The organism is Neisseria sp. Marseille-Q2251 (assembly GCF_940793045.1).
Classification (GTDB): Bacteria; Pseudomonadota; Gammaproteobacteria; order Burkholderiales; family Neisseriaceae; genus Neisseria.
The window spans coordinates 1-13,895 of sequence record NZ_CALNWV010000054.1; the positions used below are offsets into that span (position 1 = coordinate 1).

General features: G+C 51.9%; 11 protein-coding genes. 7 read left to right on the top strand and 4 right to left on the bottom strand.

Annotated features, from left to right (window positions below; translation table 11 throughout):
* Positions 1-160: 160 nt before the first annotated feature.
* A complete protein-coding gene (gene fghA / locus AAG834_RS12600) occupies positions 161-1,009 on the bottom strand; it encodes an S-formylglutathione hydrolase (RefSeq protein ID WP_070613136.1) in 849 nt (282 codons plus the stop codon).
* A 449-nt stretch (positions 1,010-1,458) separates the two neighbouring features.
* Here fghA and AAG834_RS12605 point away from each other — a divergent pair, with 449 nt between their 5' ends.
* From AAG834_RS12605 to AAG834_RS12635, 7 genes are all read left to right on the top strand, one after another.
* Entirely contained in the window at positions 1,459-3,171 is a 1,713-nt protein-coding gene (locus AAG834_RS12605) for a proline--tRNA ligase (RefSeq protein WP_070539231.1), read from the top strand.
* Positions 3,172-3,650: 479 nt separating this feature from the next.
* Positions 3,651-4,334: an AraC family transcriptional regulator gene (locus AAG834_RS12610; RefSeq protein WP_100206328.1), complete on the top strand. Its 684-nt coding sequence runs from the start codon at positions 3,651-3,653 to the stop codon at positions 4,332-4,334.
* 170 nt (positions 4,335-4,504) lie between these two features.
* Complete coding sequence (locus AAG834_RS12615; protein ID WP_342032331.1) at positions 4,505-5,470, top strand: proline racemase family protein; 966 nt, start codon at positions 4,505-4,507, stop codon at positions 5,468-5,470.
* The gene (locus AAG834_RS12620) at positions 5,467-6,720 is read left to right on the top strand and encodes an NAD(P)/FAD-dependent oxidoreductase (protein ID WP_342032332.1); all 1,254 of its coding nucleotides are present in this window, start codon (positions 5,467-5,469) and stop codon (positions 6,718-6,720) included. The genes AAG834_RS12615 and AAG834_RS12620 overlap by 4 nt, the downstream gene beginning before the upstream one ends.
* 85 nt (positions 6,721-6,805) lie before the next feature.
* Positions 6,806-7,669 (top strand): 4-hydroxy-tetrahydrodipicolinate synthase, encoded by an 864-nt coding sequence (gene dapA / locus AAG834_RS12625; RefSeq protein ID WP_016686763.1) that lies wholly within the window; start codon positions 6,806-6,808, stop codon positions 7,667-7,669.
* 12 nt (positions 7,670-7,681) lie between these two features.
* Positions 7,682-9,151: an aldehyde dehydrogenase gene (locus AAG834_RS12630; RefSeq protein ID WP_342032333.1), complete on the top strand. Its 1,470-nt coding sequence runs from the start codon at positions 7,682-7,684 to the stop codon at positions 9,149-9,151.
* Between the two features lie 102 nt (positions 9,152-9,253).
* Entirely contained in the window at positions 9,254-10,705 is a 1,452-nt protein-coding gene (locus AAG834_RS12635) for an alanine/glycine:cation symporter family protein (protein ID WP_342032334.1), read from the top strand.
* A gap of 321 nt (positions 10,706-11,026) precedes the next feature.
* On the opposite strand, the gene ubiT is transcribed toward AAG834_RS12635, so the two are convergent.
* The 3 genes from ubiT to ubiU are packed head-to-tail and all read right to left on the bottom strand — an operon-like array spanning position 11,027 to position 13,392.
* On the bottom strand, positions 11,027-11,467 hold the full coding sequence (ubiT, locus tag AAG834_RS12640) for a ubiquinone anaerobic biosynthesis accessory factor UbiT (protein ID WP_070514274.1): 441 nt from the start codon (positions 11,465-11,467) through the stop codon (positions 11,027-11,029).
* The gene (locus AAG834_RS12645; RefSeq protein WP_342032335.1) at positions 11,454-12,371 is read right to left on the bottom strand and encodes a U32 family peptidase; all 918 of its coding nucleotides are present in this window, start codon (positions 12,369-12,371) and stop codon (positions 11,454-11,456) included. Before AAG834_RS12645 ends, ubiT begins: the two co-directional genes overlap by 14 nt.
* A gap of 13 nt (positions 12,372-12,384) precedes the next feature.
* Positions 12,385-13,392 carry a ubiquinone anaerobic biosynthesis protein UbiU gene (gene ubiU, locus AAG834_RS12650; RefSeq protein ID WP_342032336.1) on the bottom strand — a complete coding sequence of 336 codons (1,008 nt, stop codon included), beginning with the start codon at positions 13,390-13,392 and terminating at the stop codon, positions 12,385-12,387.
* Positions 13,393-13,895 lie beyond the last annotated feature (503 nt).

Here is a 13,895-nt window from a genome sequence, read left to right on the forward strand (position 1 = left end):
GTTGGCTGCGTATATGCAGGTAGTGGAGTACGGCTTGGTATTTGAAGTGTAATGTATATTTGCTCATAAAAAAACTGCACCTTGTGAGTTGGAGGGGATGTGTCCAACTTTTGGGGTGCAGTTCAAAAGTTTTCAGACGACCTTTCTTTATATAGTGGATTTACAAACCCAATGCCTCAGCATGAAACTCGATATGCGAGTCGATAAAGCTGGCGATGAAGAAATAATCGTGTCCGTAGCCGGGGCGGACTTTGTCTTGAACGTTGAAGCCGTTGGCGCGGGCGGCATTGACGAAGGCTTCGGGTTGCAGTTCGTTGGGGAACAGCGGATCGGCGCCGCCTTGGTCGATGAGTATCGGCAGTTTGCGTGAGGCCGTCTGAATAAGCGATGTGCTGTCGTATGCCTGCCAAGCATCCGACTCCTTGCCCAGATAGGCGGCAAACGCTTGCTTTCCGGCTCGGCTGGCAGTCGGGTGGCACAAGGGTGCAAACGCGGAAACGGCGGCATAGCGACCGGGGTTTTTCAAGGCGATGGAAAGCGCGCCGTGTCCGCCCATGCTGAAACCCGCGATGCTGCGCTCTTGGGTGGCGGGGAAATGCCGTTCCACCCACTCGGGCAGTTCGCGGCTGATATGGCTGTACATCTGATAATGCGCCGCCCACGGCTGTGCGGTCGCATCGACGTAAAATCCCGCACCTTGTCCGATAAACTCGTCCGTACTGTCGCTGATATGGCTGCCGCGCGGCGAGGTGTCGGGGAAAACGACGATGATGTTCCATTGCGCGGCGAAACGCTGGATGCCGGTTTGGCGTATCAGTTCCGAGCCGTCGCCGTGCAGTCCCGACAAGAAATACAAAACCGGTGCGGGATAGCCTTTCAATACCTGCGGCGGCAGGTAGATGCCGAAAGTCATGTCGGTTTGACAGGTTTCGGAAAAGCAGCGGTATTGCTCTTGATGGCCGTTGAACATTTTGGCGCGGGAAAGCAGGTGTAATTCGTGTGCGGACATAGATGGGATGACGTGAAAAAAGTGAAGGCATCATCTTAACAGAAAGACCGCGTTACGGGCTTTTAAAAACCTATCGAACGGTATGGTTTCAGACGACACCAATCTATACACAAACTCTGTGGATAAGTTTGTTGATAAGCTTTGGGTAATCGGAATTTTTGCTTTTGGAACAACCCAAGCCTTTCGGTGCTTAAAAAATAATCAAATAAAATACAATAAAATCAATTAGTTATAAAAATAAAAAATTTCAAAGCCTTTATGGGAAAAATCTATAAGCAAAACAAGCCAATGCGGGATTGTGTATAAAAAGTGATTGACACGCCCGATAAATGTCAAATGAGTTGGCTGGACAAGCAAGGCAGCGGCTGTCGCCCTATGGGGAAAAACTTCAATCCCCCTGCCTTTCGCGTTACAATACGCGCTTACTTTTTTACACAGAAAAACACACCATGAAAGCCAGCCAATTTTTCATTTCCACCCTGAAAGAAGCCCCCGCCGAAGCCGCGCTTGCCAGCCACAAGCTGATGATTCGCGCCGGCCTGATTAAAGCCAACGCGTCCGGCCTTTATACTTGGATGCCGATGGGGCTGCGCGTGTTGCGTAAAGTCGAAAACGTCGTGCGCGAAGAAATGGCGCGCGCGGGCAGCGTGGAGTTGCTGATGCCGGTGGTGCAGCCTGCCGAGCTGTGGCAGGAATCCGGCCGCTGGGAATTTTACGGTAAAGAACTGCTGCGCCTGAAAGACCGCCACGACCGCGATTTCTGCATGGGCCCGACCTGCGAGGAAGTCATCGCCGACATCGTGCGCAAAGAAATCAACAGCTACAAACAGCTGCCGAAAAACTTTTACCACATCCAAACCAAATTCCGCGACGAAGTGCGTCCGCGCTTCGGCGTGATGCGCGCGCGCGAGTTCGTCATGAAAGACGCTTATTCCTTCCATGCCGACTACACCTCGCTTCAGACGACCTATGATGCAATGTATGACGCTTACTGCCGCATCTTCACCCGTCTGGGCCTGGAATTCCGTCCCGTTGCCGCAGACACCGGCAGCATCGGCGGCACCGGTTCGCACGAGTTTCAAGTGTTGGCGGAAAGCGGCGAAGATGTGATTGCGTACAGCGACACTTCCGATTACGCCGCCAATATCGAGCTGGCACCGACCTTGCCACTCAAAGGCGAACGCGCGGCCGCCCAGGCAGAGCTGGCCAAAGTACACACGCCGAACGTCAAAACCATTGATTCATTGGTTGATTTCCTCAGCATTCCGATTGAAAAAACACTGAAATCCATCGTGGTCGAAGGCAAAAACGAAGGCGAAATCGTCTTATTGCTGTTGCGCGGCGACCATGAGTTCAACGACATCAAAGCCGAAAAACTCGCAGGCGTGAAATCGCCGCTGACCATGGCAGACCCTGCCGCCATCCGTGCGCAGTTCGGCGCAAACGGCGGCTCGCTCGGCCCCGTCGGCTTCACAGGCAAAGTCTATGCCGATTTCGCCACCGAAAAAGGCGCGGACTGGGTCATTGGCGCGAACGAAGACGACTACCACTATACCGGTTTCAACTTCGGCCGCGATGCCGCCGAGCCTGAATTTGTCGATTTGCGCAACGTCGTCGAAGGCGACGAAAGCCCCGACGGACAAGGTCGTCTGAAACTCGCACGCGGCATCGAAGTCGGACACGTCTTCCAGTTGCGCGACAAATACACCAAAGCCATGAACGTAAGCTTCCTCGACAACAACGGCAAATCGCAAATCATGGAAATGGGCTGCTACGGTATCGGCATCACCCGCGTCGTAGCCGCCGCCATCGAGCAGAACAACGACGAAAAAGGCATCATTTGGACAAAAGCGATGGCGCCGTTTGAAGTCGTTATCGTGCCGATGAACTACAAAAAATCAGACGCCGTACGCGAAGCCGCCGACAAAATTTACGCCGAACTGCTGGCGGCAGGCGCGGATGTATTGTTGGATGACCGCGACGAACGTGCAGGCGTATTGCTCAACGATTCCGAGCTTCTGGGCATCCCGCACCGCATCGTCATCGGCGACCGCGCCTTGAAAGAAGGCAATGTCGAATACGCCGAACGCCGCGACAATCAGGCGCAAACCGTAAGCCTGAATGAAATCGCCGGCAAAGTATTGGCTGCATTGAAAGACTGATGACGGTTTAAGCCGAATGCAGGTGAAAGAAGGTCGTCTGAAAACTGGAAACAGGTTTCAGACGACCTTTTTATTTTGAAATCAAAATCAGCAGTAAAAATTAGGAAAACACATGATTATTCAGTCAAGTATGTTTTTACCGCCTCTGCTATTTTTGTGAAAAAAATGGGCGGCGCTACTAATGAATCTGAAAATTCAAGCTGGACGGCAGCTTTGGCTTCGCGTATGTTCAAAGTGTATTTAGATGTATACCTGCAATGATTCGAGATATTTTATAGTGGATTAACTTTAAACCAGTACGGCGTTGCCTCGCCTTGCCGTACTATCTGTACTGTCTGCGGCTTCGTCGCCTTGTTCTGATTTAAATTTAATCCACTATATTATTGTAACTTTCACGGATATCAACAACCATGCCTTTCATCCCTCTCCCTCTTTCAGTTTGTCCGGAAAATGTGGATGACCTTATCCGCAGTCTGCACATGTTTGCACCTGTATTGCAAGTGTTGCCCAGTACAGTGTTTTTTGTAAAAAACACGAAAGCAGAGTATGTCTATGCCAACGATACCCTACTGCATCGTTTGCAATTACCCGATATGGCGGCTTTGATCGGAAAAACATCTGAAAACTTGTTTCAGTCTGAATGGGGACAGAGTTATACGCAACAGGACAAGGAAGTGCTGAGTAATGGAAAAATCATCAGCAACAGGCTGGAGCTGCATACGTATGCTTCCGGCGAACTGGGCTGGTGTATCACGCATAAAATGCCGGTGCGCAATCCTTTAGGTGAAATTATTGCCATGCTCGGCGTGTCTGTCGATGTGGAAACCAATGACAGCAACCGTCCCGAGTTGAATAAAAAAATCGCGTTGCTTGAAAAATACATCGCCGGCCATTTCGACCAAAGCATCAAGATGAAAGACCTGGAAGCCGTTTCGCGCCTTTCTACCGCCCAAATCGAGCGTTATTTCAAAAAGATTTTTCACATCACACCTTCGCAATACATCCAAAAAGTGCGCATCGAAGCAGCCATGGCAATGCTGGAAACGGGCTTGTCGGTAACGGAAATTTCCGCCCGCTGCGGCTATTCCGATCACAGTGCATTCACTCGGCAGTTTAAGGCTTTGGTGGGCTTGGCGCCGTCTGAATTTAAGAAATCAAGATAACGGCGAAGTGTAGAAATGCCTGTCTGAAAATAGTGTTTCAGACAGGCATTTCTGTTTTGGCTTTGCTTGAGTATGCACATTTCTGCACAAAAAACGGGAAATTCATCAAGACGACGGCCGCAGCGGTTTTGTAAGGTTAACGGAAGTTTATTTAGCGATAGGATTTTGCTATGCCGAATACCGAATATACTTTTTCCGTGATTGATTCCCACACCGGCGGCGAGCCGACCCGTGTGGTTTACGGCGGATTCCCCGAGCTTTCCGGCAGTAGTTTGCAGGAGCAGAGTGCCGATTTTGCCAATCGTTTCGACCATTTGCGCCGCGCGTTGATTTTGGAGCCGCGCGGTTCGGAAGTTTTGGTTGGGGCGTTGTTGTGTAAGCCACAAGACCCTGCTTCTGCCGCCGGCGTGATTTTCTTCAACAACAGCGGCTATCTAGGCATGTGCGGCCACGGCACCATCGGTTTGATTAAAACACTTCAACATCTTAAACGTATTGATGTCGGCACGCACACCATCGAGACGCCGGTAGGCAATGTGCGCTGCACGCTGCATGAAGACGGCTCGGTGAGCGTGCGCAATGTGCCGTCTTACCGTTACCGTAAAGACGTGTCGCTTGACGTTGAGGGCATCGGCAGTATCACCGGCGATATTGCTTGGGGCGGCAACTGGTTTTTCTTGGTGAACAACCACGGCTGCACCATCGCGCCCGACAATCTGGAACAACTGACCGATGTTTCATGGCGCATCCGCACCGCACTAAACGCTCAGGGCATCACTGGCAAAGACGGACAGGAAATCGACCACATCGAGCTTTTCGGCAAAACCGATACGGCAAACAGCCGCAGCTTCGTGCTTTGCCCCGGCAAAGCCTACGACCGCTCGCCTTGCGGCACAGGCACCAGTGCGAAGATGGCCTGTTTGGCTGCAGACGGCGTGTGGCCACCTGAAAAAGAGTGGGTGCAGGAAAGCGTAATCGGCAGCCGCTTTGCTGCTTCTTATGAAACACTTTCAGACGACCTGCATCCGGAGCGTCTGATCATACCGACCATCAAAGGAGAGGCGCACATTCATGCGGCATCAGAGATTTTTGTAAACGCGGATGACCCGTTCCGCTACGGAATCGAAACATCATGAACAGCAAAATTTTTTCTGCAGCCGTGGTTGGCGGCGGTATTGTCGGCTTGAGTATCGCACTGGAATTGCAGCGCTGTGGCGAAAGCGTACTGTTGTTGGAACGCGATACTGTTTGCGGCGGCGCGTCTTACGGCAATGCCGGACATATCGCCACCGAGCAGGTATTCCCGATTGCATCACCCGATGTGCTCAAGCAGCTGCCGAAAATGTTGCTCGACCCGCTCGGCCCGTTGAGACTGGACTGGAAATACCTGCCGAAAATCACACCGTGGCTGTTCAACCTGCTGCGCAATCTCACACCCGAACGTTTCCAACGCAGCCACCGCGCACTGATGGCGCTCAACAGTCTTGCTTTGGCTGCGTGGAGGGAGTTTGCACAGGAATGGGGGGTGGAACAACATATCCGTATCGACGGCTCGCTGCTGGTTTGCGAAACCAAAAGTGGGCAGGCGGCGTTGCAAAAGCACGGCAGGGCGTTAAATGAATTGGGCGTAGTCAACGAATGGATCGACCAATCCAGCCTACACGAGCGCGAACCGGCTCTGGTTGATACGCAACTCGGCGCGCTGTTTTACCCCGATACCGGTCATGTAGTTGATTTGGCGAGAATGGCTGCGGATTTGCAGCACGCTTTTGTGCAGGCGGGAGGTACGATTAGTGAACATACCGAAGTTTCCGACATCCAATCATTTTCAGACGACCTATTCCGTATCAGCAGCGGCGGAAAAGCGTTTGAAGCCAAGCGCGTAGTGATTGCTGCGGGAGCGTTTTCCAAGCCGTGGCTGAAAAAGCTGTGCGGCAGCGACATTCCGCTTGATACGGAACGCGGTTACCACTTGATGCTGCCTCAGAGCCAAAATATTTTGAACGTGCCTGTGAGCAGCTTCGAGCGCAAATTCATCATGACGCCCATGAACGCAGGCTTGCGCCTGGCCGGTACAGTGGAGTTTGCCGGGCTGGATGCGCCGCCGAATATGGAACGGGCGGAGCAGCTCTTCCGCTTGGCAGAACCTATGTTCAAAGGTCGTCTGAACCGGCAAGACGCCGTGTCGTGGATGGGGTTCCGTCCTTCGGTTGCTGATTCTTTGCCTGTAATCGACCGCAAAGAAAACATTTTGCTGGCGTTCGGGCACCAGCATTTGGGACTGACTCAAGCGCCGTTGACCGCAAAACTGGTGAAAGCCCTGTATTTCGGCGAACAGCCTGCAATCGATTTAAGTCCTTACCGTTTTAACCGTTTCGCCAGCTAGGGCGTGTCATATTCGGATCAAGTCCGAATATTGACGGATGTAGTTTTTAAAAATGATTCACTATTCATCTCAAGAGGAGAAACATATGAATATCGAAGGTATTTTAGTTCCCATCGTTACCCCGTTTACCGCCGACAATCAAGTGGACACCGCGTTGCTTGCCGAGTTGGTGGACGCGTTTATTGCTAAAGGCGTGCGCGGCATCGTAGCCTGCGGTACCACAGGCGAGTATTACGCCTTGTCGGAAGCCGAGCGCGAAACCGTATTGAACACCATCGTAAAGGCCGCTGCCGGCCGCTGTACGCTGATTGCAGGTGTCAGCGATATGTCGAGCGAAGTGGCTGCGCAACGCGCCATCCGCGCTAAAGAATTAGGCTACGACGGCCTGATGCTGTCGGCACCGCCATACAGCCTGCCATCGCAACAAGGCATCATCGAACATTTTGAATATGTGGCGTCTAAAACCGACTTGCCGATTATTCTCTACAACTTCCCTGCGCGCATCGGTGTAGAACTCGAATTCGATACCGTAGCGCATTTGGCGAAGCATCCCAACATCGTCGGAATCAAAGAAAGCACCGGCAATTTCTCCAATGCGCTGCGTATGATTCAGGCGAAATTCGATAATTTCCAAGTGGTGTGCGGCTGCGACGACCAACCTTTGGATTTCTTCTTCTGGGGCGTAAAAAGCTGGATTGCTGGCGCGGCTAACGTTTTCCCCGGTGAGCAGGTTGCCCTGTTTAACGCAGCCCAAGCCCAAGATTGGGACAAAGCACGCCAGATTCTGACTGACCTCTATCCCGCCCTGCATTCGATGGAATCGGGCGACTACAACCAAAAAGCCAAAATCGGTTGCTTAAACGGCACCAAGCCCGCCGGCAAAGTGCGCCTGCCGCTGCATAACCTGACCGCGCAGGAAGCCGCTGAATTTACGGCTTTGTTGAAATGAAGGAGCTGCCGTATGAAAACCGTTGAACAAATCTTCGATGCCGCCAAAGCAGGCAACCTGTGGGCAGGACATTTGATTCCTAACCATGCCGATTCAGGCAGAAAGCTGGAAAACCGCACCCCCATCGACAATTCCCTCATCGGCTACATCGCCGACGGGAGCGAACAGGATATAGATGCCGCCGTGCGTGCCGCGCGTTCTGCGTTTTCAGACGACCTTTGGGCAGGCAAAAGCCCATCTGAAAGACGTGCCGTACTGCTGCGTTGGGCTCAGTTGATTGAAGAACACGCCGAAGAGTTGGCTGCGTTGGACTGTATCGATGCGGGCAAGCCCATCAGCGAGTGCATCAACACCGATATGCCCGCCACCATTGAGACCTTTTATTTCTACGCTGAATATGTGGATAAAGCCTTCGGCCGCGTCGCCCCAACCGGCAACGACGCACTGGGTTTGATTGTGCATGAGCCAGTCGGCGTGGTCGGCGTAGTGTTGCCGTGGAACTTCCCCGCGCAGATGTTTGCATGGAAAGTGGCACCTGCTTTGGCGGCGGGCAATTCGGTGATTGTAAAACCTGCCGAACTGACTTCGCTGAGCGCCTACCGCATGGTGCAGCTGGCGCATGAAGCGGGCGTGCCTGAAGCAGCGCTGACACTGGTGTGCGGCTTGGGTGAAACGGTCGGCAAAGCTTTGGGCATGCATCAAGATGTGGATATGGTGGCCTTTACCGGCTCGACCGAAGTCGGCCGCTATTTCTTGGAATATTCAGCGCAAAGCAACCTGAAAGAAATCGTCTTGGAATGTGGCGGTAAAAGCCCGCAAATCGTGTTTGCCGATGCGGATATAGACAAAGCGGTATCGTCGATTTTAGCCGCCGCTTTCTGGAATATGGGCGAAAACTGCAGCTGCGGTTCGCGCCTGATTGTAGAAGCAAGCATCAAAGATGCTCTGCTGGCCAAACTTTCAGACGAACTCAAGCAGGGCTGGAAAGTCGGCGACCCACGTCTGCCTGAAACCAACCTCGGTCCGATGGTGGAAGAAGCTCATTTTGATAAGGTGTGCCGTTATTTCGATACCGCACTGAAAGAGGGCGGCAAACTGATCACCGGCGGTCAAGCCGGCGAAGGCTGGTATTTCGATCCGGCGATTATCGACGGTGTAACTGCGGATATGACTGTGTTTAAGGAAGAAATATTCGGCCCGGTGCTGGCGGTAACCACATTCAGCAGCGAAGAAGAAGCCGTCCGTTTGGCGAACCAATCGGATTACGGACTGGCCGCTTCGTTCTACACATCCAATGTAAGCCGCGCCCACCGTGTTGCCCGCAAAATTCAGGCAGGTACGGTATCGGTAAACGGTTTTTCGGAAGGCAGTATTGCCACGCCGTTCGGCGGCTACAAACAATCCGGCTTCGGCGGTCGCGACAAAGGAGTGGAAGCGTTTGAGCAATACACTCAGGCAAAAACCATTTGGTTTATGGAATAACACAAAATAAAGCTCAGGTCGTCTGAAACTGGCAGCTCTTACCAAGCCAAACCTTTTTTCAGACGACCTCAGATAACAACATAAAACCGCAAAGGAGAAGAGATGGAAAAGATAGTCAGTACGCTGGTGGATTATATCTGGGGCAACGGCTTGGTTTATCTGGCTTTGGCCGTCGGTCTGTATTTCACCGTTATTACTAAAGGAGTGCAATTTCGCTATTTGCCCGAAATGATCCGCCTGCTGAAAGAAAAGCAGGAATCAGGTGCGGGGATTTCTTCGTTTCAGGCATTCTGTATGTCGCTTTCGGGGCGCATCGGTGTCGGCAATATCGCCGGCGTAGCGACCGCCATTGCCGCGGGAGGTCCGGGCTCTGTATTTTGGATGATTGTGATGGCGCTGTTGGGCGGCGCCAGCGCGTTTGTAGAATCGACTTTGGCTCAGATTTATAAAGTCAAAGTCGGCACTGAATATCGCGGCGGCTCTCCTTACTACATTGAGCGCGGCTTAAAACTGAAAGCCTTTGCCGTGCTGGTAGCCGTGGTGATTTTCCTGAGCTACGGCGTGTTGGTGCCGGGCATTCAGGCCAATACTATTGCCACCTCGTTTGAAAATGCCTTCGGCCTGTCTGCCTGGGTTAGCGGCACGGCGGTTTCCGCAATGTTGGCATTTTTAGTTTTCGGCGGCACCAAACGCATCGCCCGTGCCGCTGACCGCATTATCCCCCTGATGGCTGTGGGTTATGTCGGTCTGATGTTGATTGTATTGGTAAGCCACGCCTCGAAAATTCCCGAAACTTTAAACCTGATTATAGGTAGCGCATTTGGCACAGACGCGGTATTAGGCGGAATTGTTGGTAGCGCGATTTCCTGGGGGGTGCGCCGTGCCGTGTTCTCTAATGTAGCCGGTGCGGGTGAAGCGACGTTCAGCTCGGCTGCCGCTGAAGTAAGCCATCCCGTGAAACAAGGTTTGGTACAAAGCTTTTCGGTATATATCGATACCGTGATTGTCTGCACCTCCACGGCTATCATGATTCTGATTACCGGTATGTATAACGTACATCTGGTCGGCATGGAAACGCCGCTTGTGGAAAATATTCCCGGCGTGGAAGCCGGCTCTGCTTACACGCAGGCTGCGTTGGGTACCGTGTTCGGCGATTTCGGCGGCGCATTTGTGGTGGTCGGTATCTTCTTCTTCGCTTTCACCTGCCTGCTGGCTTATTACTACATCGCCGAAACTGCGCTGCTTTATCTCGACCAAAAGCTGAAATACCCGATACTCAGTATGATTCTGCGGGTGGTGTTTTTAGTGGTGGTGTTTACCGGCAGCGTGCAGTCCGCCAGCCTGATGTGGGGCTTGGGCGATATAGGCTTCGGCAGCATGTGTTATCTCAACCTGATTGCCATTGTATTTCTCAGTAAACCCGCCTTACGTGCGCTGCATGATTACGACCGCCAGAAAAAAGCCGGCCTTGATCCGGTGTTCGACCCACGTCAAGCGGGAGTTGAGAATGCCGAATTTTGGATAGAATATATGCAACAACATGATAAGCATTAAGTTTGCTCCGTTACGATAGATGAGCAAAGTAGCTGGAAGATCTGGATTTTAAGTGCAACATCTAATTTAATTGAGCAAACCCGTTTAAGAAGTACCTCATTTGGTGCCGGATAACACAACGTTTATGTGGGTGTGTTGTTCGGCACTACTGTATATGGTGTACCAGGACATGTCTAAATTTGCTTGAAATCCTTCCCTTTCAAAAAATACTGTCAAAGCGGCTCATTGGTATTTTCATTTGATTCATGCTCCCACTAATGTGCACTAGACTTTCTGCTTGGAAAATCTTTGCACTTCAAATCCAAATGTGAAACCCTGCGTTCAGTCGGACAACTGCCGCTTCAAAAACCAATCTCCGAACGGCCAGTCCACGCTGTCGAGCAGGTTTTTGGTAATCAGCCCAAGCTCGGTATCGCCTTCAATTTGCAGTTTGCGGTTGAAGAACAAAGTATCCGGGTCTTCCTCGCGCATCATCATGCGCATAAAGTCGATGCCGTTGGCGGCAAGGCGCAAATCGGGCGTACCGAAGAAATCCGCGTCGATGAATTTTTCGGCATTGGCAGTGAAACGCACCTTGATGCCCGCGTCCAATACGTCGATTTCAAAGGTGCGGCCGTCAAACAGGCTCATGTCGGCGGGCAGCAATCCGCGTTTGAGCATGGTGTTGAGGGCAAAAACCAAAGCGAAGCGCGGTGGCCTGCCCGGTAATTTTCCGCCGATTTTTCCCGCCCATTTGGGCAATACGATTTCAGGCAACGCCATAATATTCCTCCTTCACGGCTTCGATACCCGGCTGGCCGTGCCAATAGCCGTCCACCAGCGTGCCGGTGGTCAGTCTTTCCAATTCGGGCAGCGCATCCGCCAGGGCGGTTTTGCCGTCCAATACGTCGCGGTGGATACGGACGATTTCCACCATGCCGTGCATTTGCGGCGACAGGCGTAGCATGTTCACGCCGATTTGCCGCAAATCCTCATGGTGCGGCAGCAGGTTTTGGCAGCCGTAAGACATGGTTTGGATGCCGTTGATGGTTAAAAACGGTTTGCCTTCGCGGGTATTCATGTCCATGCCTTGCTCGTAATCCAAGCAGCGGAATTCGCAGCCGTCTTTGTTCAGGTTGTAATGCCGCGCGGTAAAGCAGCGCGACGAATAAGCAAGCGGCATTTTGCCCCAAGCAAACAATTCCGTTTCGATGTCGTCTGAAGCCTTGATGATTTCAGCAACTTTGTCGCGGCTCAACTCAGACGGCGCAATCCAGCGGTATGCGCCCAGTTTTTGGAACAGTGCCAGCGTGCTTTCGTTGTAAATGTTCAGGCTGGCGCCGACGACAAACGGAATGCCGTGTTCGCGCGCCAATTTGACCGCGCCCATGTCGTTGGCTTCGACTTTGAATTTGTCCTGCCCAGTTATTTTGCGCAGGCGTTTCAAATCGGATTCGCTTTCCAGCAGCACCTGCGACGACAAAATAATCTCTTTGCCGCTTTCCGCCAAATCTTCCGCCAGGCTGACCCAGTCGGCAAAACGCATTTTCTGGCGGCGCGAACACACCACTTCGCCCAGATAAATGGTGTCCACCGGCGCATCCAGTATGCCAGCGTAAAATTCCAGCAAGGCTTCCTTCTGCCAGAAAAACAAAACCGGCCCCAACGATAATTTCATCGGGTTCATTTTTCCTCCTCCCTTATTTCCACGGACGGCTGTATGCGCCCAAGGTCGTCTGATGCCCTTCCGAAATCTTGCTCAGCGCGTTGTTCCACACCGAATTGACTTTGAAATGCACCGGATCGGCAACGGCCGCGTCTAAAGCCTGCCGCAGCGATTTGGTAACCTGCGCCGTGTACATCGGGCTGCGCTGGCGGCCTTCGATTTTGATGGCGGATACACCGATTTTGATGAGTTCGGGCAACATTTCCAAAACATTCAGGCTGGTCGGCTCTTCCAGCGCGTAATAGGTTTCGTCATTGACTTCAAAACGGCCTTTGCACAAGGTCGGATAGCCTGCCGGTTCGTCCGGTTTGTACTGGTCGATTAACACCTGGTTCAGCCGCACGTTCATGCGGTCGGGCAACTGCTCCCAGCGCACCGCCTTCGCCGGCGAACACACGCCTTGCATATTCGGCGATTCGCCCGTCGCATAGCTCGACAAGATGCAGCGGCCTTCCACCATCACGCACAGGCTGCCGAAACCGAACACTTCGATTTCCACATCTGTATTGTCAATCACATGCTTGACCTGATCGACCGTCAAAACGCGCGGCAGCACGGCACGGCGGATGCCAAACAGCTCCTTCATTATATTGATGGCTTCATAATTGGTCGCCGAACCCTGCACCGACATGTGCAGCCTCAAATCAGGATGACGCTCGGCGGCATAAGCCATAATCGCAGGGTCGGCGACGATTATCGCGTCCGCCCCCAGCTGCACCGCCGTATCGACAGCCCGATGCCACCGCTCGATTTGCCCCGCCTGGGCAAAAGTATTGATTGCCATCAACACATTGCGGCCACGCGCATGTGCGTAAGCCACTCCTTCCTGCGCCGATTTCATATCGAAATTCAGCCCCGGAAAATTGCGCGCATTTGTCGCATCTTTCAGCCCCATATAAACCGTGTCCGCGCCATTGTCCACCGCCGTCTTCAAAGCAGGCAGATTACCGGCGGGACAAACCAACTCAGGGATTTTCGGCATTTTGCGTTCCTCGACTCTTGTAGTTTGTTATTCGAAAATCAATATCTAGTATGATTTCGGGTATTTTAGAGATTTGGACACAATATATTATGATTTAAATCAATTGTGAAATCAGGTTTGGATAGCGTATGTTTTAGTTAACATAATTTAACTATATTAAATATCAAGCTAATCAGCGGGTTATCTTTTCTAGCTTGATAATATGAGATTAGTTATTATCTATTAAATTTATAGATTTTTACAATAAAAGGTCGTCTGAAACAGGTTTCAGACGACCTTTTATGTACTCAAAGCAAATAAACGTACCTAAGGCTAAAATTATAGTGGATTAAATTTAAATCAGGATAAGGCGACGAAGCCGCAGACAGTACAGATAGAGACCTTTGCAAAATTCCCCAAAATCCCCTAAATTCCCACCAAGACATTTAGGGGATTTCTCATGAGCACCTTCTTCCAACAAACCGCACAAGCCATGATCGCCAAACACATCGACCGCTTCCCAC

Coding starts and splice junctions, on each gene's coding strand:
- AAG834_RS12630 (WP_342032333.1), top strand. CDS start 7,682: ATGAAAACCGTTGAACAAATCTTCGATGCCGCCAAAGCAGGCAACCTG.
- AAG834_RS12615 (WP_342032331.1), top strand. CDS start 4,505: ATGCCGAATACCGAATATACTTTTTCCGTGATTGATTCCCACACCGGC.
- AAG834_RS12645 (WP_342032335.1), bottom strand. CDS start 12,371: ATGAACCCGATGAAATTATCGTTGGGGCCGGTTTTGTTTTTCTGGCAG.
- AAG834_RS12610 (WP_100206328.1), top strand. CDS start 3,651: ATGTTTGCACCTGTATTGCAAGTGTTGCCCAGTACAGTGTTTTTTGTA.
- AAG834_RS12605 (WP_070539231.1), top strand. CDS start 1,459: ATGAAAGCCAGCCAATTTTTCATTTCCACCCTGAAAGAAGCCCCCGCC.
- ubiU (WP_342032336.1), bottom strand. CDS start 13,392: ATGCCGAAAATCCCTGAGTTGGTTTGTCCCGCCGGTAATCTGCCTGCT.
- AAG834_RS12620 (WP_342032332.1), top strand. CDS start 5,467: ATGAACAGCAAAATTTTTTCTGCAGCCGTGGTTGGCGGCGGTATTGTC.
- AAG834_RS12635 (WP_342032334.1), top strand. CDS start 9,254: ATGGAAAAGATAGTCAGTACGCTGGTGGATTATATCTGGGGCAACGGC.
- ubiT (WP_070514274.1), bottom strand. CDS start 11,467: ATGGCGTTGCCTGAAATCGTATTGCCCAAATGGGCGGGAAAAATCGGC.
- dapA (WP_016686763.1), top strand. CDS start 6,806: ATGAATATCGAAGGTATTTTAGTTCCCATCGTTACCCCGTTTACCGCC.
- fghA (WP_070613136.1), bottom strand. CDS start 1,009: ATGTCCGCACACGAATTACACCTGCTTTCCCGCGCCAAAATGTTCAAC.